The sequence below is a fragment of the Nostoc sp. genome, assembly GCF_035638895.1.
In the GTDB taxonomy this organism is placed as follows: domain Bacteria; phylum Cyanobacteriota; class Cyanobacteriia; order Cyanobacteriales; family Nostocaceae; genus Nostoc.
In genome coordinates, this window is the sequence record NZ_DASQZC010000328.1 from 1 (window position 1) to 24566 (window position 24566).

20 protein-coding genes and 3 pseudogenes are annotated in these 24566 nt (G+C 42.1%); 14 read left to right on the forward strand and 9 right to left on the reverse strand.

What is annotated here, in order from left to right; translation table 11 throughout:
- From VE944_RS16155 to VE944_RS16165, 3 genes and pseudogenes are all read left to right on the forward strand, one after another.
- Positions 1–138, forward strand: a pseudogene (locus tag VE944_RS16155) (photosystem II q(b) protein); the annotation flags it as partial.
- Positions 139–357: 219 nt separating this feature from the next.
- Positions 358–867, forward strand: coding sequence for a hypothetical protein (locus VE944_RS16160; protein WP_324978708.1), 510 nt, complete (start codon positions 358–360; stop codon positions 865–867).
- Positions 868–915: 48 nt separating this feature from the next.
- A complete protein-coding gene (locus VE944_RS16165) occupies positions 916–1803 on the forward strand; it encodes a hypothetical protein (protein WP_324978710.1) in 888 nt (295 codons plus the stop codon).
- Positions 1804–1867: 64 nt separating this feature from the next.
- On the opposite strand, the gene VE944_RS16170 is transcribed toward VE944_RS16165, so the two are convergent.
- The 4 genes from VE944_RS16170 to VE944_RS16185 all read right to left on the reverse strand — a co-directional run bounded on the left by VE944_RS16170 (position 1868) and on the right by VE944_RS16185 (position 5319).
- On the reverse strand, positions 1868–2587 hold the full coding sequence (locus VE944_RS16170) for a hypothetical protein (RefSeq protein ID WP_324978712.1): 720 nt from the start codon (positions 2585–2587) through the stop codon (positions 1868–1870).
- A gap of 242 nt (positions 2588–2829) precedes the next feature.
- Positions 2830–3141 (reverse strand): RNA recognition motif domain-containing protein, encoded by a 312-nt coding sequence (locus tag VE944_RS16175; RefSeq protein ID WP_324978714.1) that lies wholly within the window; start codon positions 3139–3141, stop codon positions 2830–2832.
- A 393-nt stretch (positions 3142–3534) separates the two neighbouring features.
- Entirely contained in the window at positions 3535–4395 is an 861-nt protein-coding gene (locus VE944_RS16180) for a 3'(2'),5'-bisphosphate nucleotidase CysQ family protein (RefSeq protein WP_324978715.1), read from the reverse strand.
- A gap of 27 nt (positions 4396–4422) precedes the next feature.
- Positions 4423–5319, reverse strand: coding sequence for a sugar kinase (locus VE944_RS16185; protein WP_324978717.1), 897 nt, complete (start codon positions 5317–5319; stop codon positions 4423–4425).
- A gap of 102 nt (positions 5320–5421) precedes the next feature.
- On the opposite strand from VE944_RS16185, the gene rsmI reads away from it, so the two are divergent.
- From rsmI to VE944_RS16215, 6 genes are all read left to right on the forward strand, one after another.
- Positions 5422–6282 carry a 16S rRNA (cytidine(1402)-2'-O)-methyltransferase gene (gene rsmI, locus VE944_RS16190; RefSeq protein ID WP_324978719.1) on the forward strand — a complete coding sequence of 287 codons (861 nt, stop codon included), beginning with the start codon at positions 5422–5424 and terminating at the stop codon, positions 6280–6282.
- Between the two features lie 26 nt (positions 6283–6308).
- On the forward strand, positions 6309–6467 hold the full coding sequence (locus VE944_RS16195) for a hypothetical protein (RefSeq protein ID WP_324978721.1): 159 nt from the start codon (positions 6309–6311) through the stop codon (positions 6465–6467).
- A gap of 176 nt (positions 6468–6643) precedes the next feature.
- Positions 6644–6922 carry a GlsB/YeaQ/YmgE family stress response membrane protein gene (locus tag VE944_RS16200; RefSeq protein ID WP_324978723.1) on the forward strand — a complete coding sequence of 93 codons (279 nt, stop codon included), beginning with the start codon at positions 6644–6646 and terminating at the stop codon, positions 6920–6922.
- A 58-nt stretch (positions 6923–6980) separates the two neighbouring features.
- The gene (locus tag VE944_RS16205; RefSeq protein WP_324978725.1) at positions 6981–7913 is read left to right on the forward strand and encodes a hypothetical protein; all 933 of its coding nucleotides are present in this window, start codon (positions 6981–6983) and stop codon (positions 7911–7913) included.
- Between the two features lie 614 nt (positions 7914–8527).
- Entirely contained in the window at positions 8528–12169 is a 3642-nt protein-coding gene (locus tag VE944_RS16210; RefSeq protein WP_324978727.1) for a response regulator, read from the forward strand.
- Positions 12170–12472: 303 nt separating this feature from the next.
- Positions 12473–13084 carry a hypothetical protein gene (locus VE944_RS16215; protein WP_324978729.1) on the forward strand — a complete coding sequence of 204 codons (612 nt, stop codon included), beginning with the start codon at positions 12473–12475 and terminating at the stop codon, positions 13082–13084.
- 3 nt (positions 13085–13087) lie between these two features.
- Here the strand turns inward: VE944_RS16215 and VE944_RS16220 are convergent, their stop codons facing one another.
- A complete protein-coding gene (locus VE944_RS16220) occupies positions 13088–13267 on the reverse strand; it encodes a hypothetical protein (protein WP_324978731.1) in 180 nt (59 codons plus the stop codon).
- 199 nt (positions 13268–13466) lie between these two features.
- Positions 13467–14483 (reverse strand): ribose-phosphate pyrophosphokinase, encoded by a 1017-nt coding sequence (locus VE944_RS16225; protein WP_324978733.1) that lies wholly within the window; start codon positions 14481–14483, stop codon positions 13467–13469.
- 528 nt (positions 14484–15011) lie between these two features.
- Here VE944_RS16225 and VE944_RS16230 point away from each other — a divergent pair.
- The 4 genes and pseudogenes from VE944_RS16230 to VE944_RS16245 form a co-directional block, all read left to right on the forward strand.
- Positions 15012–15179: pseudogene (locus tag VE944_RS16230) on the forward strand (IS701 family transposase); the annotation flags it as partial.
- A 148-nt stretch (positions 15180–15327) separates the two neighbouring features.
- Positions 15328–17079 (forward strand): protein kinase domain-containing protein, encoded by a 1752-nt coding sequence (locus VE944_RS16235; RefSeq protein ID WP_324978735.1) that lies wholly within the window; start codon positions 15328–15330, stop codon positions 17077–17079.
- Complete coding sequence (gene bioD, locus VE944_RS16240) at positions 17079–17768, forward strand: dethiobiotin synthase (protein ID WP_324978737.1); 690 nt, start codon at positions 17079–17081, stop codon at positions 17766–17768. The genes VE944_RS16235 and bioD overlap by 1 nt, the downstream gene beginning before the upstream one ends.
- A gap of 63 nt (positions 17769–17831) precedes the next feature.
- Positions 17832–19079: a M20 family metallopeptidase gene (locus VE944_RS16245; RefSeq protein ID WP_324978738.1), complete on the forward strand. Its 1248-nt coding sequence runs from the start codon at positions 17832–17834 to the stop codon at positions 19077–19079.
- Positions 19080–19134: 55 nt separating this feature from the next.
- Here the strand turns inward: VE944_RS16245 and VE944_RS16250 are convergent, their stop codons facing one another.
- Complete coding sequence (locus VE944_RS16250; RefSeq protein ID WP_324978740.1) at positions 19135–19311, reverse strand: GUN4 domain-containing protein; 177 nt, start codon at positions 19309–19311, stop codon at positions 19135–19137.
- Between VE944_RS16250 and VE944_RS16255 the strand changes: the two are divergent.
- Positions 19288–19422, forward strand: a pseudogene (locus VE944_RS16255) (aminotransferase class III-fold pyridoxal phosphate-dependent enzyme); the annotation flags it as partial. The gene VE944_RS16250 and the pseudogene VE944_RS16255 sit on opposite strands and share 24 nt — an antisense overlap.
- Before the next feature lie 69 nt (positions 19423–19491).
- On the opposite strand, the gene VE944_RS16260 reads toward VE944_RS16255, so the two are convergent.
- Together VE944_RS16260 and VE944_RS16265 are read right to left on the reverse strand one after the other, a co-directional pair.
- Entirely contained in the window at positions 19492–22044 is a 2553-nt protein-coding gene (locus tag VE944_RS16260; protein ID WP_324978742.1) for a beta strand repeat-containing protein, read from the reverse strand.
- 977 nt (positions 22045–23021) lie between these two features.
- Positions 23022–24566: 4Fe-4S double cluster binding domain-containing protein (locus VE944_RS16265; RefSeq protein ID WP_324978744.1), on the reverse strand; the 1545-nt coding region annotated here is incomplete at its 5' end.

Genomic DNA, 24566 nt, shown 5'->3' on the forward strand with positions numbered 1-24566 from the left:
ACTTGGGCTGATGTAATCAACCGGGCTAACTTGGGTATGGAAGTAATGCACGAGCGTAATGCTCACAACTTCCCCTTAGATTTGGCTGCTGGTGATGTTGCTCCTGTGGCAATGAGCGCTCCTGCTATCAACGGTTAATCTAATCTGAGATACGCTATTCAGGCTTATCTAATCTGTAAGTAAAAGACGCTCTCATTAAAGGGGGGGCGTTTTTGCATTGGATTAATTGGTACATTTTTTTGAGGTGCTATAGTTCACAACTTAGGAAATAATTATTAAAAAGTAAATTTTACGGGTAATAATTGCTAGCAGCGCAGATAATTGCCTCAAACCTCAACTATAAGGAGAAGCCAGGAAATGATTTTACACCGTGGGCGTAGGGTCGTAGCTGCTTTGCTGCTGTCAGTTTTATTACTGACAACAGCCTGTAGTCCAAAAGCACCTGGACGTTTTGACCAGGCACAAAAAGAAAGCACTCAACAAAAAAAGGGTCTTGCGGTTGCTAAAAATGCAACTCAGGGTAGCCAATTTAATAAACTTTTCCCTAATTCAGGCGATGGCTACCAGCGAGTCTATAGCCAAGAGAAAAAAGGCTTTGCAGAAGCGAAGTTGAAAAAAGGCAGTAAAGATATAGCATTGCTGTCTATTTCTGATACCACTAGCACGCCTAGTGCAGCAGCAAAATTCTCGAAGAGTACCAAAAAGATTGGCGGTTATCCCGCAGTGGAAGTTGGTAAGACGCAAACTGCAATTTTGGTAGGCAAGTACCAAGTAAAAGCACTTTCCCGTGATTCGTCATTTACAGCTAGCGATCGCGCCAATTGGCTAGAGAAGTTTAATCTTAATGGTCTGGCTAAACTGAAATGATTTGCAGTACGAACATTCAGATAATAAAACCTAAATAAGGAGATTTTTGTGAGCAAATCGATTGCTGATTTGGTTGATCAATTGCCAACCGGTGGCTTGACCATTTCTATGTTAAAGTCCCTTGATTTTGTTGCTCCTGGCCAGTGGCAAAATACTGTCGGCTTTGTCAACACCATTAAGACTGTTACTGGCGAAGACGACGAAGATTTAATTCAACAAATTGGTGAGCGAGCAATTTATCTATTTAACGATAAATCCCAAGGATACCAAACAGCCTTGTGGTTATATCAAACCGTTGATGGTACAGATAGAGCTATTGGTGCAGCAGCTTTAGCTAACAAAGTTGGCGAGAAAATTCCATTATTGGGGTTTTTAAACTCTGTTACTCCTAAACCTGATAAAGCTCAAACCATTGATTTGACATTAAAATTAGTTGCTGAGTTAGTAGCCTTCTGTCAAATTAACGGCATTCCTGGAGATAGTATTGGGGATTTTGTCGCCTCTTTAGGTGAGTATAGTGGTGAGTCACTCATCCGCATGGTGGCATTAGTTTGCGTTGATGGTTTGATACCTCTGGGCCCAGACTTCATTAGCAAAGCGATATCGGGGCTTAATCAGACAAATCCACAAGAATTAGAAAAAAACTCGACTTTTCAAAACATCAAAGATGTGATTCCAGGGAACAATGCTGGCAATAAACTCAACTTTATTGGCGAAAGTTTTGACTCAGTTAAAGGTTGGATGAGTGGTATTGTCAGCGCAAATAATTTAACGCCACAAAAAGTTGCCCACAACTTGCAAAGTTTTGTCGATGTTGCCGATGACAAGTTAGATTACCTTGCAGCGTTCCTGGATGTAGCAACTAATTATTATGAACACACCGGCACCCAAACTTTAGCACGTCGCTTGATTGAACGGGCGGTGGCTGAAATTTAGGTTGATTGGGAGTGGGGAGCAGAGGAAGAAGAACCAATGCCCCATGCCCAATAGCCCATACCAATTAGGGTAAACGCAAATCTGCTGCGATCGCATATAAGTAAGGTTGAAAAATAGCTAAGTTTTCCAATTTATCAAACTTACCTGTTTGCGAACCTGGGTCAAAGGCAGTGGTAATTACGTAAAGTTTATTGCCATCAAAGGCAACATGGCCGATATGTTGCTCTTGTACTCCACCTTTTTGCTTGAGTCCGGCGAAACCATAGCGGATTCCCTGAAGCTTACCAATTGGTACTGGTTGGGGCGGGTAGGTTAAGAAAGTAATCTCTTTTCCATATTCACCCTGACGGTCTTTGGCAAAAGCAGCGTAGTAGTCTACAACCCAAGCCTTAAGTGCTGATAATATCTGGGTTTGATATTTGGAACTTTGGTAGTCCACTTGGGAACCAGGTGGAATACCAACAGCTACGAGTTTCTTTTGGAAATCATCGTTGTTTGCTAATGGGTAAACGTTAATCTCAACTGTACCCACAAGTTCCCCTTTGGACGAAACACACAATAAAGGCGCATTTCCCTTACAAGGAGCAACTTGCCAATTTGTTAGAGCAGCAGTATTTCCCAGAACTTTCTGCCAGATATTTCCCTCATTAGGGTTAGGAAGTTTTGCAACGGCGGGGGATTTTACTGCTTTGGGTGCAGAAAATTGAGGGAGAACAAATTTTGCTCCTACTGGTATTAACACCAGCAAAATACAACCTAGTAATAAATGATAAAGTCGTAACATTTTCTTGAAAATCCAGAGCCAAGAATTGCAGATTAACGATATCTACAATAGTTTATGGATATACAGGAAGATACATTTATATTGCTGCAAGTTCCGTAAATGGAACTCAACAAACTATAGCTCTTTATTCCTCTGAAAAAATAAAATATTTATAGGTTGGATTTAAAATAAAATATTCCAGCAGATAAAGCCTTTGGCTTTATCTGCTGGAGACTCTAAATGAGAAATTTTTAGGAATCGACTTAGTAGCGATTATTGTTGCGGCGAGGATTAGCCTCACCCCAGCTACCACCAGAGGAGTTACTTCTTTCCTCACGAGGTTTAGCTTTGTTCACTTTCAAATCACGTCCCATCCACTCAGCACCATCAAGTGCATCAATGGCAGCTTGTTCTTGTGTGTCTGATTCCATTTCCACAAAAGCGAACCCACGCGGCCGGCCTGTTTCCCGATCTGTGGGTAGTTGAACACGATTTACTGTTCCGTATTCTGCAAAAGCCTGCTTTAAGTCCTCTTCTGTAACCTGATAGGACAGGTTCCCGACGTAAATTGACATAGAAATCTCCGAATTCAGGGAGTGTAGATATTTAAGTTCGGAGAGACACTTTTTAGAAATCAAAACGAGTTACTCAACCGAAAATAATCTTTACACCCATGAGTTTAGCACAGCCTTCAGCCTTTGAATATCGTCTTATTGTGAATTTTATTCACAAATCAAACCTTAAGAGTAGGTTTGTAGACTTCTCCAATGACTGGCTTTTGTTGCTTGTATTATACAAGTTACACTTTTAACATGAAACCGCAGTCAACTAGCGATCGCACTGCTATTTAGTGTTTTGAAAATTATGCTGTGGGCTAAGGGGTAAAGATTATTATCGTTAGTCAGGCTAATCATAACATGGCTAATCTTAAAAACAAATTAAAAAATATTCATCCTGAAATGCCCCATTTAGCTATGCTCAAACTGCGCCAAAATCCTTTCTGCTTCTTTACACAGCACCTCGTGATATTCGCCGTTACTAGCCAGCAAACCTCCCCATTGATTGATATCACCAGTGTTGTACTGCAATGGAGTACCGTCAAAGTGAGTAAATTTACCACCAGCTTCTGTTAAAATCAATTCTGGTGCTGCCATATCCCAATCTTTGGGCGCAGACTTGCCGGAAAGAGAAATGTAGATATCTGCCTGTTGCTCGACTATGGTGGCGATTTTGCAACCTACACTGCCCACAGATTTATGATTTTGACAAGGTAACTTTTGTAATAAGTAATCTAAGCGTTGGTTGCGGTGAGAACGACTAACGACTAAGGTTAAATCCTCAATTCGTTTGCCTGACGACACTTGTAAAGGAACAGAACCATCAGGAGTTTCTACAAATGTACCCCCGCCTTTGATAGCGTAATATAATTTTTTAGCCTCTGGGATTACCACCACTGCCAAAACTGGGCGTGTTTCTTTGACTAAAGCAATGTGAACTGCATAGTCTCCAGTTTTTTCGATAAAGTCTCGTGTGCCATCCAAAGGGTCAATTATCCATACCCAAGGGGAGGAGGGCAGTGCTACACCATTTGGAGATTGATAGGTTTCTTCGCTGATATAAGCAAAATCTTCATTACCCAAACTTGCTTGTAGTGTCTGCAAAATGTATTGACTTACAGCTACATCGGCAACGGTAACAGGTTCATTTTCTTTATATTTTACATCTAAATTAGGATCTTTTGCAGTCCCGTGATAATATGATCGCAGTATATCTGCTGCGCCCCAACCTACCTCACGAGCGATCGCTAATATTTCTTTTAAGTCTTTCATTAAATTTGGCCTTATTTACTTGACTACTCAGCACTTTAAATCCATCCAGCGCCGAGTGCCAAAAAATTTACAGGAATCAGCAGCAATATTAGCTGCCAGTGCCAGTGCATCAGTAAAGCTTTCCCTTAAGATGTAATGACAAAAAGCACCGTGGAAAATATCTCCAGCCCCTAAAGTATCAACTGCTTGAATCTGCGGTACATGTACAATACCAGTTTTGGTGCAACTCAAGTATTCAATTGGTTTTTGTCCGTGGGTAATGGCGATGTGAGGAATGTGAAATCCTCTTAGATAGGTAAAAACGTCTTCTCCAGTCTGGCAGTTGGGGGGATAAAAATTAGCCGAACAGATGGCGTAATTTACAAACGGTAGAATTTGCTCAAATCCAGCCTTCCAACTCCCACCATCAATTACTACTGGGATATTCTTGGCTTTAGCCATTTGGGCTATGGAATAACTAACCGCCATTTGATGTCCATCAATCATTACTATATTGACATTTTGCAAAATATCTGGCGGGATAGATGCGCTGTTGGCTTGAGTTTTGACAGCATTGATGGAAACTACAGCTCGTTCACCCGTAGCTTGGGTGACAATGATTGAGGAGACAGGCGGTGCTAAATCAGTGGTAGGCTCAAGGTCTGCGATCGCAACTTTGTAATTTGCCAAATCACCTCGAATTAGCTGCGTCATGGGGTGAGAACCCACTACACCCAAGACTGTAGCCTGATTTCCTAAATGCCTGAAAGTCACAGCCGCGTTTGTAGCTGGCCCCCCTGCTGCCACAGTATAGTCAGTAGCGACAATCTTCTGATTATTCTTAGGGGCAGAGTTAGCAAGGTAAATCAAATCTAAGGTTACTAAACCTACAAATAACCCACAATCTGATTTTGGATTTTGGATTTTGGATTTTAGATTATCCATTTATCATTTATGTTCGTATAGGTGCATAAATTATTATTTTTATCTCTTGCACAGACGCGATGAATCGCGTCTCTACAAACTCCTAACTTTTACCTCTCCCTCATGCAAACCGATCCAAAACCAAGAACACTTTACGTTGTCGGCACACCAATTGGCAATCTGGAAGATATAACCTTTCGGGCGGTGCGAATTTTACAGACTGTAGATATCATTGCTGCGGAAGATACGCGTCACACAGGGAAACTATTACAGCATTTTCAAGTTAAGACTCCCCAGGTGAGTTACCACGAACACAATCGTACCAGCCGCATCCCAGAATTATTAGAGCATTTAGTTAACAATAAAGCGATCGCTCTTGTGAGTGATGCTGGAATGCCAGGAATTTCCGATCCTGGATATGAACTGGTGAAAGCTTGCATTGAGGCGGGAATTGCAGTAGTTGCCATTCCTGGCGCTAGTGCAGCAATTACGGCATTGAGTGCATCTGGATTACCAACGGATCGGTTTGTCTTTGAAGGCTTTCTTCCAGCTAAAAGTCAACAGAGACAAGAACATTTAGAATCTCTGCAAACAGAATCCCGCACATTGATTTTCTACGAATCGCCGCACCGTTTGCGAGATACTTTACAAGACTTAGCTCTTGTTTGGGGAAGCGATCGCCAAATTGTGTTAGGGCGGGAGTTAACTAAATTGTATGAGGAATTTTGGCGGGGGACAATTGCTGAGGCGATCGCTCACTATAACCAACGAGAACCCCAAGGTGAATATACATTAGTAGTGGCAGGAATTCCAGCTAGTCAGCCTCAACTCACAGAAGAGGAACTGAAAGCCGAATTGAAACAGTTAATTAGTCAGGGGATATCGCGATCGCAAGCTAGCCGTCAGTTAGCAAAATTTACCTCCCTTCCCCGTCGCCAACTTTATCAACTAGCTCTTTCTATAGTCCTCACTCCTGAGTTGTGAGCAACTATAGGACTCACATTTGATTTTTGAACAAAACTCAGTACACCTTTATTCCTTCTTCCCAGCCCCCAATCCCCAGTGCCTTACCTCTACGAGTGATTCAGAAATCAAAGACGCTCGATAGCGCAGCGTTAGCGACGCAGGAGCGTCTGACTCGCTACCGCTTCGCTATCGGATTGCTATAGTACTGCTTGTTACTAAATTGATATATTCATCCTCAAAGACAACTTGATGAATATTGAAATGATATCTAAAGATTTTTGATATTAGTTCTCTAGATAGATCAGGAATTTTGGAGGAAAACTTTAATATGAAATAGTCAAAAGCAAACAAATAAGATTCTCAAGGAAGGAGAAATTCAATGGGTAACATTATTGCTTGGCTAGTTTTGGGTTTAATTGCAGGTGCGTTAGCTAAGTTATTTTATCCAGGAAACCAAGGTGGCGGTATTGTCTCCACCATCATATTAGGAATACTTGGAGCAGTAGTCGGCGGTTATTTGGGTCAAACCTTACTGGGAAGTGGTTCGGCAGCAGCCGCATCTGCTGGAGCTTTCTCCCTTGGAAGCATTTTATTTGCTGTTCTTGGCGCTATGCTACTAATTTTCCTTTGGGGTTTAGTGGCTCGTCGAGCTGTGTAATTACCTCATATCAGCTAACCCTCTTGGGAATCCCTTCAATCGGCAACAAACCAATAAAATGACATTAGAAAAAGAGCGAACAACTATAGGAGTTTTCGCTAGGTGTTCCGATACAGAATTGGTAGTTCAGGAACTAAAAGCTTCTAATTTTCCCATGCACAAAGTTTCTATAATTGCACGGAATGTAGAAGAAAAAAGCGATATTGCTAGTGCTGAAGTTAAAGTTCGCACTGGCAATAATACATCCTCAGAAGGGACTGAAGCCTTTACAAGTGGTATTTTAGGTGATGTTACTGGCTTATTAGAGGGTTTAGTCCTCTGGGTAATTCCTGTTATAGGACGAGTCATTCTAGCCGGAACAGAAGCAACTGCGATCGCTGCCACTTTAATAGGTGATTCGATCAATGCAACCGCAGGGGATTTGCATGGTGTACTGTTAGGTTTAGGAATTCCCAAAGAGCAACGACAGGGTTACAGCGATCTAGTTTGCAAAGGTTACTATTTGGTGATAGTAAACGGCATAGATATAGAGATTCGTCTTGCTAAAAGGATTTTTAATCGCCGTGATATTCAACAGTGGAGCATTTATGATCCATATTTGACTCCAAATAACCGCTATAAAAATGCAGTTGGTGTTTTTTCTACGCGCCAAGACACAGAAAAAGCACTTACTGAACTAAGAATCGCTGGCTTTCCTATGGCTCAAGTCTCAGTGATCGCTAAAAATCCAAACACACTGAATGGTATTACTGAAGTAAATGTTAGCAGTTCCAAGGATAACTATACTACTTTAGGAATTCCTGAGGATTTAGCTAGATATTATGAACATCAAGTGACCATTGGCAATTACTTATTAATGCTAAATAGTACTGACATCTACATGGCAGGTGCAAGAACTATTTTAGAAAATCACAACATTGAAAAGTTTTGCATCTATAGCCCATCTGTAGTTAATGCGACTAGAAGCGATCGCCAGGTTATTAGTCAATAGGCTTGGGTTAATACCTGAAAAGCCAAAGTTAATTTTAAAAGATTTTACACCATACCGGGATTGTATATATTCACGATAATTTTTAGGAAAACATACTGTTTTTCCCATAAATTACATAATCACCTTAATATAAGTTGCCTTCTCAAGCTTTAAGTTCCTGCCAAAATCAATACTGTTCGAGAAAATTAAAATTAAGTAGATAAGCGGAATTAAACATAAGATAGATCCTCAGCATTAATCCCTTTCCTTAGTAAGGAGAGGAAAGCTGGAAGCGGGGTGAGTTTTATATTTAATTTGACCATTTATAATAAATGCCATACCACTAGTTTATGCGTAACTCTAGGGGATTATAATATCCTTAGATTAAATAAAAGAACTGGTGGCTCTTCTTTTGGAAATAAGTTATGGTATCTCTAGCTATAATATTAAGCTAAATATCAAAATTTTATAAAATTATATTATGATATTTTTTACAAAAGAGCTTAACATTGTTAATATTACTTGGAGTGTAGAAATTTAACATATATAATATACAAATTAAATTTATATAGATAAAACATGATCCAAATAATGCCGAAAATATATATAAATTATTTGAATATCTGCCTGGAATAATGTTGAAAAGTTTGAAGATTGGAACCAAAATTGGAATTAGTTTTGCCCTGAGTTTGGCAACTCTGGCCACTATTGGTCTAATCTCATACCAAAGCACTAATGAGCTAATTGAAACTTCGGCAAGAGAAAGCCATACCTACCAGGTGTTAAGTCAGCTTGAAGACCTCAATTTGCAACTGACAAATGCTGAGACTGGACAACGTGGTTACATTATTACTGGAGAACAACGCTATTTAGAACCTTATAACGGTGCTATTGAAGTACTAAATCAAAAAGTCAACGAACTTCAAAGGTTAACGGCAGATAACCCCAAACAACAAAATCGGCTTGATATTTTGCAGCCATTACTAACTGAGAGAATGGCTGTAATGAAAGATGTCATTGAGCTACGGCAAAGCCAAGGCTTAGAAGCTTCCCAAAAAGCTATCCTGACAGATCAGGGTAAGCAGCTAATGGATAATATCCAGAAAGTTATTCAGGCGATGAAAAATGAGGAGAATGCACTGCTGAAACAGCGCTCTCAAAGAGCGCAAGCAGCTGGTCAAAAAACGATCGCCAGCATTGTATATAGTATTCCCTTATTTTCTTTAATCTTAGCTTTGATCGGATTCGTCTTGACTAGACATATCTCAGCACCCCTAAAGCAAGTTTCTGATTTGGCAGAAAAAATGGCGGATGGGGATTTATTGGTAAGTTTACCAGATAGCGATCGCCAGGATGAAATTGGTGTGTTGACACGCACCTTCAACCAAATGATCGTTAATCTGCGAAATACAAATCAAAAAAATGACGAGCAAAACTGGCTAAAGTCTAACTTAGCTGAATTTACCCAGATGCTCCAAGGGCATCGAAATTTAGAAACTGCATCTCGACTGATTTTGTCAAATTTAGCACCACTGGTTGGGGCATCGCAGGGCGTTTTTTATTTCATGGACTCAATAGACAACGAACCTGTACTCAAACTACTCAGTACCTATGCTTACAAAGAGCGAAAAAATATCGCAAATCAGTTTCGTTTGGGTGAGGGATTAGTGGGACAATGTGCCTTAGAAAAACAAAGAATCCTGCTAACAGAAGTTCCTAATGACTATATCCGTATCAGTTCCGGCTTGGGGGAAGCTCCACCGCTAAATATTATTGTTTTGCCTATACTCTTTGAGACGCAGGTGAGTGCTGTAATTGAACTAGCATCATTTGGGTCTTTTAGCCATCTGCGTCTGACATTTTTAGAGCAATTGAGTGAAATTCTGGGTGTATTTTTAAATAACATTGCCTCACAATTGCAAACTCAGCAACTACTTGAAGAGTCTGTTGCTTTAACAGAAGAATTGCAAAAGCAGCAAGAAGAACTACAGCAGAGCAATCAACGCCTGGAAGAACAGGCACACGAGTTGGAAGAATCGCAATTTCTTGTCAAGCAGTCTAACGAGGAATTACAGCAACTAAATGAGGAGCTAGAAGAAAAGGCAGAATTATTAGAAGTTCAAAATCGTGAAGTTGCCCGCAAGAACCAGGAAGTTGAAAAGGCGAGGCAGTCTTTGGAACAAAAAGCTGAACAACTGGAGTTGTCTTCCAAATACAAGTCGGAATTTTTGGCGAATATGTCCCACGAGTTACGGACACCGCTAAATAGCCTGTTAATTTTAGCAAGGTTGCTAGCAGATAACTCTCTTAACAACTTGACTGACAAACAGGTAGAGTACAGCCGGACTATTTACTCGGCTGGGACTGATTTGCTGGAATTGATCAATGACATTCTAGACTTGGCAAAAATTGAATCAGGTACTATGTCGCTCAATATTGAGCAAATTGCTTTTATAGATTTGGAGACATCTTTAGAGCAGACTTTCCGGCAAGTTGCCCACAATAAAGAACTCAGCTTTACTATTGAACGAGATGAAAAATTACCACCGACAATTTATAACGACTCTAAACGTCTGCAACAAGTGCTGAAAAATCTCCTAGCTAATGCCTTTAAGTTTACGGAACAAGGAGGCGTGAAGTTACAAATTGGCATAGCAACTAAGGCAGACGAAATTGATAATGCCATGATTGCTTTTGCAGTTAGCGACACGGGTATAGGCATTCTAGAGGAGAAGCAAAAGATTATTTTTGAGGCATTCCAGCAGGCAGATGGCACAACCAGCCGCAAGTACGGGGGAACAGGTTTGGGCTTGTCCATTAGCCGCGAACTGGCTCAACTGTTGGGCGGGAGGATAGAAATAGCCAGCCAACTAGGGCAGGGAAGCACCTTTACTCTTTACTTGCCCAGGCGACATGAAGGGAAGGATAAAAATAGTCTTACTCCATCACCTTCTGGGCCAATCAGCACTATGCGTGCAGCATCGCTCATCAAAGAAGTGCCAATAGTCGAAAACAGACCCACAATAGACATCTCTCCATCGCCGAAAGTCTTTGTCAGCTTACCCAATGATATCCCAGATGACCGGGAAATCATTCAACCGGGCGATCGCATTTTACTAATTATCGAAGATGATGATAAGTTTGCCCGCATCTTACTAGATATGGCCCGTGAGCAGGGCTTTAAAACTATTGTTGCCTTACAGAGCAAACAAGGTTTAGCACTAGCGCAAGAGTTTAAACCCGATGCAATTATGCTAGATATCCACATGCCAGAGATGGATGGGTGGACGGTACTAGATCGTTTGAAACACAAGCCAGACACCAGACACATTCCAGTACATATACTTTCTGTTGATGAAAGACAGCAACGGGGATTACAGCTAGGAGCGATTACCTACCTACAAAAACCCGTTTCTCCAGAAGCGCTAACTCAGGTTTTAACTGAGATTAAAGGCTTTATTGAGCGTCAGGTAAAAAATCTTCTCATCGTAGAAGATGACCCCGTACAAGCCCAAAGTATTATCGAACTAATCGGTAATGGCGATGTTCATAGTACAGCAGTGGGTACAGGGGCAGAAGCCCTTTCGATTTTGCGATCGCATCACTTTGATTGTATGGTACTCGATCTCGGTCTGCCCGATATGAGCGGCTTTACACTAATTGAGCAAATAAAGCAAGAACCTAGGCTTTTAAAACTGCCGATCATTGTTTACACCGGCAAAGAACTCAGCCGAAAAGAAGAAACCCAACTGCGGGGACTAGCAGAGACAATTATCATTAAAAATGTGCGATCACCAGAGCGGTTGTTAGATGAAACTGCCCTGTTTTTACATCGGGTGCAAGCAAATTTGCCCCCACCAAAGCGGCAAATGCTAGAGCAACTACACCAAAATGATCCGGTGCTGGCGAATCGGACAATTTTGATTGTGGATGATGACCTGCGAAATATTTTTGCCGTCACCAGCTTTTTAGAAAGCTATCAAATGCAAGTGCTGTTTGCCGAAAATGGCAGAGATGGCATAGAGAAACTGCAAGCTAATCCTGAGATTAATATAGTTTTGATGGACATTATGATGCCGGAAATGGATGGTTACGAAACCACCCGCGCCATCCGCCAGCAACAAAAGTTTCGTTCATTACCAATAATTGCTTTAACTGCTAAAGCCATGCCAGGCGATCGCGAAAAGTGCATTGAAGCTGGAGCCTCTGACTACATCACCAAACCAGTAGATACAGAGCAACTGCTTTCACTACTCCGAGTTTGGTTGTACAGGTAAGAGAGTGGGGAGTGGAGAATAGGTTTAATTAAAAGTTACAGCATTCACAATTCAGAATTCAGGAGCAAAACCTTAAAGGTACTGATAAAACATGGCAATTAACCCTGAGAGATGCTTCAGGCGCTTTTAATTCCATATCACTACGTAAGTTTATACCATTGCTAAATAATAGTGACGATAGATAATCATAGTTTATTTACCATAAGAGGTTAAGTTTTGTGACATGTATGCTGCTAATAAACGGTTGTCAGAGGTAATGTTAGTTTATTACAAAATCAACGCAGTAATTTTTCACTATTAACTATGAAGACTATAAGTAAGGTAATTGCTTGTACTACAGCTTTAACATTAGGTATTGCACCTAACTGTCTTGCTAGTACTTTCACTCCAGTTAATTGGACAATATCTGGATCAGGAACAACTAATACCCAACAAGTCAATCTAGATGAATATAATTTAAGTTATAATCTGCCTGGTACAGAAGGTTTTTATACAAACACTTGGACAATTTCGACAGTAGCAAAAGCTGATGGTAATTATAATTTTGACTGGAACTATACAGGTTTCCATTCTTACTTCGATGTAACAGCATTCCTCAATACTTTTAATCCAAACACAACTTTATACAGCGCTGGGCCAAGTAACTGCTGTAGTTCCCCATCTGCTGGATTTAATGAATCTGGTAGTTTTACTTTTAGCAATATTTCTGCTGGTCAGACATTTGGCTTTATAATGGGTGGTAGTCATTTTGATTCTGCACTTATACTTGAAGGAAATTTAAATTTAAAACAAATTGCCGATCCAGTTTCTGTTCCCGAAAATAATTCTATCGTTCCTCTGATTACTCTGGGATTATTTGGAGCTTATAGCACTTTAAGAAAAAAAGAGCTACAAACTAAATTAACTAGAGTTTAGAAATTATTTGCCATGACTTTTAATTATCAGTGGCAATGCCATGATATATACAACTCCTTCAACCAGTTCAGCTTTTCTTAAATGCGGCATTGCCTGATAGCGACGCTCAAATTCGCAGCAAGATAAGCGATCGCCATTTTCCAGAGGTAAGACTGAAATCACTTTTTTAGGAGTTGTAACCATCTTTTTGTCCTCTTTAGCTAAATTGTCCAAACTGAATCAAAGTATTCTAATTTGGCAGTGCTGCATCCATTTTACTACTGCACATAGCGATCCATTTTTATTGGATACCACAACAATACTAAAAGCCCACACTGTACCCGATCGAGGGTTCAGCATGGGTAATTTATACCTATAACACTAATGACAGCCTTGATATTGGCTAGCGGAACATACTACTGACTGAAGTATCTTCATGAATTCGCCAGATAGTTTCTCCTAAGAGATTAGCTACTGACAGCACCACTAGCTGGGGAAAACGATTGTTTTCTGGTATGGGAATCGTATTTGTAACAATCACTTCCTCAAACAAGCCACTGGATAACCGTTCCATCGCTGGTGGAGAGAATACTGCATGAGTTGCACAGGCGTATACTTGACGCGCTCCTTCTTCACGCAGTAATCGCGCCCCTTCAGCGATCGTGCCTCCAGTGTCGATCATGTCATCCACTAAAACTGCCGTTTTGCCTTTAACATCGCCGATGATATTTAATACTTCGGCAACATTATGTGCATGACGACGTTTGTCAATAATTGCCAGTGGGGCATCATTCAGTTTTTTCGCAAATGCTCTGGCTCGCGCTACACCGCCAACATCAGGGGAAACAACCACAAGATCGGGCAGTTCTTTGCTTGCTAGATAATCCAACAATACTGGTGATCCATAAACATGGTCAAAGGGGATATCGAAATAGCCTTGAATTTGAGCCGAGTGTAAATCCATTGCTAGAACGCGGTTAGCACCTGCTTCGGTGATCAAGTTAGCAACTAGCTTGGCGGTTATTGACTCTCTTCCTGCTGTTTTGCGATCGGCACGGGCATAGCCATAGTAGGGAATTACTGCCGTCACCTGTCGCGCAGAAGCTCGACGACAAGCATCAACCATAATCAATAATTCCATTAAATGATCGTTTACGGGTTGACAACATGGCTGGATTAAATAGACATCACAACCCCGAATCGATTCTTGGATTTGAACATAAAGTTCTCCATCCGCAAATCTTTTGCGAATCATTGGCCCCAAGTCCATGCCCACATAACGAGCAACTTCTTGAGACAGTTGTATATTGGCAGAGCCAGAAAACAGCCGCAGGCGATGATTATCACTCACTCCTGTTGCAGATGGTTGCACTTTGAAAGTTGCAGAACTGAGCACAGCAGATCCTTTATGTGCATTCATAGCAATATTATCATTAAAGATTTAATAGGTTTAACCGAGAAATCGCCTAAAAAAACATTTGTGAGTTTTATTGAATCTTCCATATAAAATTTAAACATTTTTCCATAAAATTATCATTCGGTAACTGTCTAATTTTTTTGGCAAGCAAACTATTGATAGCTTAACGGACATTTAGTCTATTCACTAGGTCTATAGTTCAAATTTTTGGGTTGAGGTAAACATTGGTGTGGTAGATTCTTCTAACTACTTCATTTATAGCTAACACTAAAGCATTTACAACTTAAGTGATATTGATGCTTGTTCTCATAAAGTATAGCACCTGCAACTAAGTACCACAATAGTAGCTTATGATTCCATGCCTTACGCATCGACAAAAATGGTACTTACATAAATTAGAACACGATCGCAGTGGACACAAGGTATCCACACACAATGAAATTTTGGCTCTTCAGTACTTAGTATGCTAAATTAATCTGCTAAAAAGCTGAAAACATTGCTGCACAACAAAAGTAGGCATTGTTTTTAACATACTTTCAAGAAATGCTTACCGAAGTGATAAATTGGGGTGTAAAGCCAAGAATAGTGACAGGGGACAGTTGGTACTCAGGAGTAGAAAACTTAAAATTTTTAAGAAACCAGAAATTGGGTTTTCTATTTGGGGTAGAGAAAAATAGAACTGTCTCAAATGAACCAGGAAAGTAGGCTACAAAATAACCTAGCTCTGGTGGGGGTTTCTCATTGGGTATAGTAGAATATTGCCGCAGGTAACTGTCCGTCGCCTCTTGGACTTAAATCTTTATGGGTGACTTCCTCCTCAGTTGCTACTACACTCAATCATTCGATCATGCAACCACCCCTTACAGTTGGCACTGTCTTGCAAAACCGTTATCGCATAATTCAAATTCTCGGACAAGGAGGATTTGGTAGAACCTATCTGGCAGAAGACCAGAGGCGCTTTAACGAACTTTGCGCGATCAAGGAATTGATTTCAACAGCAACGGAGGCTTTGGCTTGGGAGAAGGCACAAGAGCTTTTTCACCGAGAAGCTGCCATTTTATATCAAATTGAACACCCACAAATCCCGAAATTCCGGGAAAGATTTGAGCAAGACCAACGTTTATTTTTGGTGGAGGACTACGTTGCAGGTCAAACATACCAAGCTCTGCTGGCTGAACGTCAAGCTGTAGGCCAAACCTTCACAGAGGCTGAAGTATTGCAGTTGATAAAGTTGTTGCTGTCTGTTTTAGAGCATATTCACAGTCGAGGGATTATTCACCGAGATATCTCGCCAGAAAATATTATTTTGCGAGATAGTGACGCTAAACCTGTGTTAATTGACTTTGGGGTGGTAAAAGAACTGGCAACTCGTTTACGATCGCCAGAGAGTGCAATGCCAGAAACCACTGTGGGAAAATTAGGCTACTCTCCTAGTGAACAAATGCAAACAGGGGGAGCTTATCCTAGTAGTGATTTGTATGCATTAGCAGTAACAGCAATTGTTTTGCTGACTGCTAAAGAACCAAGGGATTTATTTGACGAAAACCAACTAACTTGGAATTGGCAGCGATGGGCAACAGTTAATCCGCGATTTGCTGTAGTGTTGAATCGAATGTTGAATCATATACCGAGCGATCGCTATCAAAGTGCTGCTAATGTATCTCAAGCACTACAATCTTTAGAGCAGCAAGTCAGTCTTCCTTCTTTGAATGCGTCTAACTTGCAAACGATCGCTGTTGGTCGCCGTCCTGATTCAGTACCACCAGCAGCTTCGCCTAAGAAACAACCCGATCCTGTAATCCCACCAAGTTCCACTAGCTCACTCTTGGATAATCCGTTAGCGATCGCAGCGATTGGCATCGCTGTAGTGATCATAGCCGGATTTGGTTCTTGGGCTTTGGTAAGTTCCATCCGCAGTCAGTCAAAATCATCACAGACGCTTCCACAAAATTTCCCTTCACCAGTTATTTCTGGTGGTACTACATTCACATCCACACCCACCCCTGAACAACCTATTATATCTAGTAGGCGGCTCAATCTTAAAGCATCTAACCCAAGCACGGTTGCAGATACTCTCAAAACAAATCAAATCATCCGATATACTTTTTTTGGGCAGGAAGGTGACAATTTAACTGCCTTTATTGACCCAGGAAGCAGCGTTTTGCTAACAGTCTTCAGTCCCAGTGAACAACCAATTGATCAGAATGTTCAACAAGTAACATCATATAAAGGTACATTGCTGGTTACTGGTAGATATACTATTGAGTTAACACTGGTTCCAGAAGTTGCCGAAAGCAGTTACAACCTCAATGTTGCATTAGAAACACCCACTCCAATACCTACAGAGACATCTATCCCAATACCTACAGAAACACTCACTCCAATACCTACAGAAACACCCTTCCCAATACCTACAGAGACACCTATCCCAATACCTACAGAAAGACCCGCTCCAATTCCAACAGAGACACCCTTTCCAATACCTACAGAGACACCTATCCCAATTCCGACAGAGACACCTACCCCAATTCCAACCACTGGTGAAACACCAATTCCGCCAGCTGATGGAACACAACCATTTTCTGGCCAAAGAAATTAATGTTAAACACACTACTGATTACTGGAACTGATACCGAAGCTGGTAAAACTGTTTTAACAACAGCCTTAGCAGCCTATTGGCAAAAATATTATCCGCAGCGTAGCTGGGGAATCATGAAACCGATTCAATCGGGGATTGGTGATCGCGAGTGGTATCAAAAGCTATTTACACTAGAACAATCCGCAGAAGAAATTACACCTTTATACTTTCAAGCACCTCTGGCTCCTCCCATCGCAGCAGCACGAGAAAATCGCCAAGTAGATTTAGCAGTAGTTTGGCAAGCTTTATCTAAATTGCGATCGCAACGTGATTTTGTGCTTGTAGAAGCCTTGGGTGGGTTAGGTTCGCCTGTAAGTGAAGAATTAACCGTAGCCGATTTAGCCGGAGAATGGCGTTTACCAACGGTATTAGTAGTGCCAGTTAGATTAGGTGCGATCGCTCAAGCAGTGGCGAACGTAGCATTAGCTAGACAATCACGCATCAATCTTAAAGGCATTGTTCTCAACTGCGTACAACCTCGAACTGATGCAGAAATAGCTGACTGGACACCACAGCAATTGATTCAATCACTTACTAATACACCAGTTTTAGGCTGCTTACCCTATCTAGATAACCTGAGTGATTTAGATAAACTTGCTCAAGTAGCATCAGATTTAGATTGGGAAACACTGACACATTCAGAACGATAAACTGGGAGAATAAACTAAGTTAGCTGCCTAAGTTAGCTGTACTTAAACTAGCTTGTCTTTATAATGGTTTCTACCTTTCCCAATTCCTCTTCTGTTGATTTATCTCGCATCCGACTTTCGATCCGTTCATTGCAACCACAATTGGTAGAGTGGCGGCGGCGATTGCATCAACAACCAGAGTTGGGTTTTCAAGAAAAACTGACGGCTGAGTTTGTCTCACAAAAACTGCAAGAATGGGGAATTGACCAGCAAACTGGCATTGCCAAAACTGGCATTGTTGCCACCATCAAGGGTAACAAACTCCCCACTCCCCACTCCCTACTCCCTACTCCCCAAGTTTTAGCGATTCGGGCAGATATGGATGCTTTGCCAATCCAAGAACTCAACGAAGTGCCCTATAAATCGCAGCATGATGGAGTGATGCACGCTTGTGGACATGATGGACATACTGCGATCGCATTAGGTACAGCTTATTATCTCCAGCAGCATCGCCAAGACTTCTCCGGTATAGTAAAAATTATCTTTCAGCCAGCCGAAGAATCACCAGGAGGCGCAAAGCCGATGATTGAAGCTGGAGTTCTGAAAAATCCTGATGTTGACGCGATTATTGGTTTGCACTTGTGGAATAATTTGCCCTTGGGAACAGTGGGTGTACGGGCTGGGGCGTTAATGGCGGCTGTAGAGTCTTTTAATTGCACAATTTTGGGCAAAGGTGGACACGGCGCACTACCCCATCAAACGGTGGATTCTGTTGTAATTGCTGCCCAAATCGTAAATGCCTTGCAGACCATTGTCGCCCGGAATGTTAATCCCCTTGATTCGGCTGTGGTGACAGTGGGCGAACTTCATGCTGGAACTAAGGGAAATGTGATTGCTGATACAGCGAGGATGAGCGCCACTGTCAGGTATTTTAATCCTAGTTTAAAAGGCTTTTTTAACCAGCGTGTCGAGCAGATTATTGCTGGAATTTGTCAAAGTCATGGTGCGAGTTATGACTTAGAATATTGGTCACTTTATCCACCAGTCATTAATGATATGAAGATGGCGGAATTGGTGCGAACTGTAGCAGAACAAGTGGTAGAAACCCCGTTGGGTATTGTACCAGAATGCCAAACTATGGCTGGTGAAGATATGTCATTCTTCTTGCAAGAGGTTCCTGGTTGCTATTTCTTTTTAGGTTCTGCGAATTCAGAGAAAGACTTGGCGTATCCCCATCATCATCCCCGGTTTGATTTTGACGAAACGGCATTAGGAATTGGTGTAGAAATATTTGTGAGATGCGTGGAGAAGTTTTTAGTTGAGTGGGTGTAGATTAGATGTTTTTTACCTTGCTTAATTTACACCCAACTTTCTAAAAAAATTTCTCTTACTTGTGGCATTCGCTGCCACCGCATTCGAGCCAAATGCGTTTTTGTACGCTAAAGCAAAAATGACCATTGCTGTATTTTACCCATAATCGGTCAATTGTGCGTAAGTCTGTACAGGGAAAATTTTCAATGGATTTATAATCAAGCCAGCCATTTGGGATATTTGCGATCGCCACGGTATTGTAATGGTAGTGGATGAAGTGCAAGCAGGAATGGCGCGGACTGGTGGCTTATTTGTGATCGAGCATTGGGATATGATGCCTGATATCATTACCACTGCCAAAGGTAAGGATTCAGTTCCGTGTTCCATGCTTAAACATGAAACTTCAAACTTGGAACTCCATGTTTTGGGCAAACTATGCTTGCAACACAAAATCAGATGCCGTGAGGTTTGGCGCACCAGTTAGAGTCGCAAATAGACCACCACTACCGAAACCAGCCGCGCTGCCATTTTGGTTGTAGAACAACTCCCCACTCACAGAATCGTAGACAATTTTCGCTGTGCTAGTCGCGGCGGAAGTTGTGACTTCAAAATCACTCTTGTTACAAAAACCAATTCCCGCAGCAGAAATAATGGCGCTAAATGTAGTTTTATCCAGTACAATCTTGTCACCTTCAGAACTGTTGAAGTCCGTAATGGTATCTACACCAACACCATCTGTGTTATAAACGAATTTGTCAGCATTTACACCACCAATCAGAATATCATTGCCTACACCACCCAGAAGAGTATCATTGCCTAACCCGCCCCGCAACAGATCATCACCACTCAAGCCATTGATTTTGTCGTTACCCCCTTGACCATTAATCACATCATTGGAGTTATCAAAACCCGTGATGTTATTGTTTAAGTCATTGAGGAAAGTGACAGTGTTTTTGTTGAAAATGCTAGTTTGAGTGGAGTTGGCATTAATCACATCAAAGCTATCAGTAGTGCTAGTTTGCCCATCAAACAAAATATTGCCGAGTGTAGGTCTTGAAGAAATTGCTGGCAGGTTATCCAAGTTTTCTAAAAGGAAGTTTTGCAGAGTGACTTTGCTATTAGCCACATTTTCAAAAGTGACTTCTAAGTTGTTGCCTTTTTGAGTTAGTTGCAGATTTCGAGCAGTTAAGCCCGAACCGATAAATTGCAGTGTATCAACATTGGCAATCACAGCCGATGATGGGTTGTAGCCCTGACCTACGCCACCAAAATCAGTGATAATGTCATTGCGATCGCCAGGGCGAAATACAAACTTATCTTGACCACCGTTGCCTGTCAGCGTATCGTTAGCAGTTAACCCATCGATGTTGTTGCTAGGTGTGCCAAAGAAGGTATCTGCACCAGGAGTTCCAGTCAGGTTGCCAGGGGTGCCACCACTGCCGATGTTCTTCTCCCCAAATACTACAACTACATAGCTTTGCCCAGCATAAAAGTTGCCTCTGGGGGAGCCGCCATAGGCCCCAATAATCAGGTCGTCAAAGCCATCACCGTTGATGTCCCCCTCATTGCTGACTGAGATGCCTGATTGGTCATATACTGCAATGCCGTTAATGAAAAAGCCATTAGTGCCATTCAAATCAGAGGCGTTGAGGCTGCCGCCACTGCCCAGATTCCTCTCCCCAAACACTACATAGCTTTGCCCAGCAGCAAAGATGCCATTGGGGGAGGCAGATGGTGCCCCGATAATCACGTCGTCAAGACCGTCGCCGTTGATGTCCCCCCCATTGCTGACTGAGTTGCCTGAGTTGCCACCAATGCCGTTAATTAAAAAGCCATTAGTGCCATTCAAATCAGAGGGGTTGAGGCTGCCGCCACTGCCCAGATTCCTCCCCCCAAACACTACATAGCTTTGCCCAGCCCCACCGATGCCGTTGGCGTCGGCATTTACTGCCCCAATAATCAGGTCGTCAATGCCATCACCGTTGATGTCCCCCCCATTGCTGACTGAGGAGCCTGAAGAGTCATTTTCTGCAATGCCGTTAATTGAAAAGCCATTAGTGCCATTCAAATCAGAGAGGTTGAGGCTGCCGCCACTGCCCAGATTCCTCCCCCCAAACACTACATAGCTTTGCCCAGCCCAACCGATGCCGTTGGGGTCGGCATTTAGTGCCCCAATAATCAGGTCGTCAATGCCATCACCGTTGATGTCTCCCCCATTGCTGACTGAGGTGCCTGAAGTGTCATTTTCTGCAATGCCGTTAATTAAAAAGCCATTAGTGCCATTCAAATCAGAGGGGTTGAGGCTGCCGCCACTGCCCAGATTCCTCCCCCCAAACACTACATAGCTTTGCCCAGCCGAAAAGTTGTTGCCGTTGGGGGCGGCATTACTTGCCCCAATAATCAGGTCGTCAATGCCATCACCGTTGATGTCCCCCCCATTGCTGACTGAGGTGCCTAAAGAGCCACCTGTAATGCCAATGCCGTTAATTATAAAGCCATTAGTGCCATTCAAATCAGAGGGGTTGAGACTGCCGCCACTGCCCAGATTCCTCCCCCCAAACACTACATAGCTTTGCCCAGGAAAATTTTCGTTGGGGCCGGCATTAGTTGCCCCAATAATCAGGTCTTCAATGCCATCACCGTTGATGTCCCCCCCATTGCTGACTGAGGTGCCTGAGAAGTCACTTGCTGCAATGCCGTTAATTAAAAAGCCATTAGTGCCATTCAAATCAGAGAGGTTGAGGCTGCCGCCACTGCCCAGATTCCTCACCCCAAATACTACATAGCTTTGCCCAGCATCATAGTTGCCGTTGGGGTCGGCACGAGGTGCCCCAATAATCAGGTCGTCAATGCCATCACCGTTGATGTCCCCCCCATTGCTGACTGAGACGTTTGAAGACTCACCTGGTGCAACGCCGTTAATTATAAAGCCATTAGTGCCATTCAAATCAGAGAGGTTAAGGAAATTGAATAATGAATTAGCCATAATCACGTCTCCCACATGTAGTTATTAAATAGTTATTGACTGCGTAGTTAATATATCAACTCGGAAAATGATAAATTAAGGGTTTAGACAAAACATCTCACTTTTTTACAAAGCATTCCAAAATAGGTACGCCCTAAACCTCTCTTTTGATCTCATCCATCCCTAGTGAAGAACTCGATTAACGACCCAATACCAATATTCCATAATTCCCGTAGCACCTCGTAGCGCGTCTTGTAGCACAAAGTTTATCTTTGGTGGTTTGATCGGTTGGTGCGATGCCTAACGGCGGGCTACGCCTACGCTAAAGTTGTTTTTTGAAATCTCGTTTCCAGGTAAAACCCGGAAATGCTTTTGAGCGAGGCGGAACTTCATAGTAGGCATTACAGCTATTTTCAGGTAAATAGACCACGCGGTAGGGGCACAGCAATGCTGTGCCCTTACGACAAATGTGGTTCAAATATATAAAAACTGCTGTAAGAGGTTGTTATAACCGTTAAATTGCTTAAATCTTCTGATGAATATCTAAGCATTGTCAACAGGCTAGGTGTAATTATGGTAAAGTTAAAGTCAATTTTAGGAAGTACTATATAAAGTTTTCGTGTCACCGATAGCGTAATCCTACGGGGAGGCAAGCTAGCAAGAGCGTCTCTAAGAGTTGCGTTAGTAAATCTTGTGTGCAACATGCTCTTGTGTTCGAGGATGACAGCCGATCATAGACATCGCACTCCTTTTACAGATTGTGTTAAGGAAGGAAACCCAACATTTACGCGTTTGTTGGCTAAAATTTAGGTTCAACACAACTTAAACCACAGCGTTAGTAACGAAAACAACGACTTCACTAACGAAAATTCTAGTCTTTGTAACGAAAATCACGACTTTACTAACCAAAATGGTGATTTTGTAACGAAAATTGCGACTTGAGTAACTCAAGTCGCGATTTTTATAACTAAAATCAAGGCTAATGTTCAAAGAATTGTTCAAAGAATATCGCGTTTTGCCAGATATTGGTACATCTGCCAACGTGTATCTACCTCAGCTTGGGCTTGTTCTAACAAGTGTTTGGCTACGTCTGGTTTACTCTTGGTGAGCATCTTGAAGCGATTTTCTTGATACATCGAATGTTCTATAGATTGCGTAGGCGATCGCATATCCAATTGCAATGGATTTTTACCCTGTTTGAGTAACTCTGGATTATGCCGATACAGCAACCAACGACCTGATTCTACCAAAGTTTTTTGATGATTCATCCCTGTAGTCATATTAATGCCGTGGGCGATGCAATGGCTGTAAGCAATAATTATTGATGGGCCATCATAAGCTTCTGCTTCCAGAAATGCTCTGAGAGTATGTTCATCTTTAGCACCAAGGGCTACACTTGCTACGTAGACATTTCCGTAGGTCATAGCAATCATCCCTAAGTCTTTCTTTGGTGCAGGCTTGCCACTGGCGGCATATTTAGCAACTGCGGCTCGTGGCGTAGCTTTGGAAGATTGACCGCCTGTATTAGAATACACTTCTGTATCCATCACCAAGATGTTCACATTTCGACCACTAGCAATTACATGGTCGATGCCGCCAAAGTCAATATCATAAGCCCAACCGTCACCGCCAACAATCCAGACGCTTTTTCTCACCAAGTAATCGGCAAGAGATTTTAGATTTTGGATTTTAGATTTTAGATTAGGATCGAGAGTTACGATTTCATCTAACCTCTGCTGCAAAAGTTCTATTCTTTCGCGCTGTTCCCAAATGTCAGCCTCAGATTTTTGTTCAGCTTTGAGAATAGATTGAACTAAATCCTCAGAAACTATTTCCCCACTCCCTATTCCCCATTCCCCACTCCCTAACTGTTGCAACAATTCCGCCGCAAACTCAGCTTGTTTGTCGAGGGAGAGACGGAAGCCAAAACCAAATTCGGCGTTATCTTCAAATAAGTTATTTGACCACGCCGGGCCGCGTCCTTGGGCGTTGGTTGTCCAAGGTGTTGTGGGGAGGTTGCCACCATATATAGAGGAACAACCTGTAGCATTGGCGATGACGGCGCGATCGCCAAACAATTGTGTTAATAATTTTAGATAAGGTGTTTCACCACAACCTGCACAAGCGCCAGAGAATTCAAATAAAGGTTCTTGCAGTTGTTGTTGGCGAATCTGGTTTAATTTTAGCGATCGCCTGTCAGGATTAGGTAAACTCAAAAAGAAATCCCAGTTTTTCCGCTCTTCTTCCCGCAATGGCAACTGCTGTGCCATGTTAATCGCTTTCCGCAATGGCTCAGATTTATCTTTAGCAGGGCAAATATTTACACAAATAGTGCATCCTGTGCAATCTTCTGGGGCAACTTGAATGGTAAATTTTTGATTGGCAAAGTCTTTATCTTTTGCACCAGTTGACTTGAAGGTTCCTGGCGCATTGACTAATTCATCAGGTTGATAAGCCTTTGCACGGATGGCACTGTGGGGACAAACCATCACGCACTTACCACATTGAACGCAGACATCCGGCTCCCATACAGGTATCTCTTC

Bases quoted from the DNA above. Each gene is read 5' to 3' on its own strand.
- VE944_RS16215 (WP_324978729.1), top strand. From the start codon at position 12,473: ATGAAGACTATAAGTAAGGTAATTGCTTGTACTACAGCTTTAACATTA.
- VE944_RS16260 (WP_324978742.1), bottom strand. From the start codon at position 22,044: ATGGCTAATTCATTATTCAATTTCCTTAACCTCTCTGATTTGAATGGC.
- VE944_RS16185 (WP_324978717.1), bottom strand. From the start codon at position 5,319: ATGGATAATCTAAAATCCAAAATCCAAAATCCAAAATCAGATTGTGGG.
- VE944_RS16235 (WP_324978735.1), top strand. From the start codon at position 15,328: ATGCAACCACCCCTTACAGTTGGCACTGTCTTGCAAAACCGTTATCGC.
- VE944_RS16210 (WP_324978727.1), top strand. From the start codon at position 8,528: ATGTTGAAAAGTTTGAAGATTGGAACCAAAATTGGAATTAGTTTTGCC.
- VE944_RS16180 (WP_324978715.1), bottom strand. From the start codon at position 4,395: ATGAAAGACTTAAAAGAAATATTAGCGATCGCTCGTGAGGTAGGTTGG.
- VE944_RS16175 (WP_324978714.1), bottom strand. From the start codon at position 3,141: ATGTCAATTTACGTCGGGAACCTGTCCTATCAGGTTACAGAAGAGGAC.
- rsmI (WP_324978719.1), top strand. From the start codon at position 5,422: ATGCAAACCGATCCAAAACCAAGAACACTTTACGTTGTCGGCACACCA.
- VE944_RS16170 (WP_324978712.1), bottom strand. From the start codon at position 2,587: ATGTTACGACTTTATCATTTATTACTAGGTTGTATTTTGCTGGTGTTA.
- bioD (WP_324978737.1), top strand. From the start codon at position 17,079: ATGTTAAACACACTACTGATTACTGGAACTGATACCGAAGCTGGTAAA.
- VE944_RS16245 (WP_324978738.1), top strand. From the start codon at position 17,832: ATGGTTTCTACCTTTCCCAATTCCTCTTCTGTTGATTTATCTCGCATC.
- VE944_RS16225 (WP_324978733.1), bottom strand. From the start codon at position 14,483: ATGAATGCACATAAAGGATCTGCTGTGCTCAGTTCTGCAACTTTCAAA.
- VE944_RS16205 (WP_324978725.1), top strand. From the start codon at position 6,981: ATGACATTAGAAAAAGAGCGAACAACTATAGGAGTTTTCGCTAGGTGT.
- VE944_RS16220 (WP_324978731.1), bottom strand. From the start codon at position 13,267: ATGGTTACAACTCCTAAAAAAGTGATTTCAGTCTTACCTCTGGAAAAT.
- VE944_RS16160 (WP_324978708.1), top strand. From the start codon at position 358: ATGATTTTACACCGTGGGCGTAGGGTCGTAGCTGCTTTGCTGCTGTCA.
- VE944_RS16200 (WP_324978723.1), top strand. From the start codon at position 6,644: ATGGGTAACATTATTGCTTGGCTAGTTTTGGGTTTAATTGCAGGTGCG.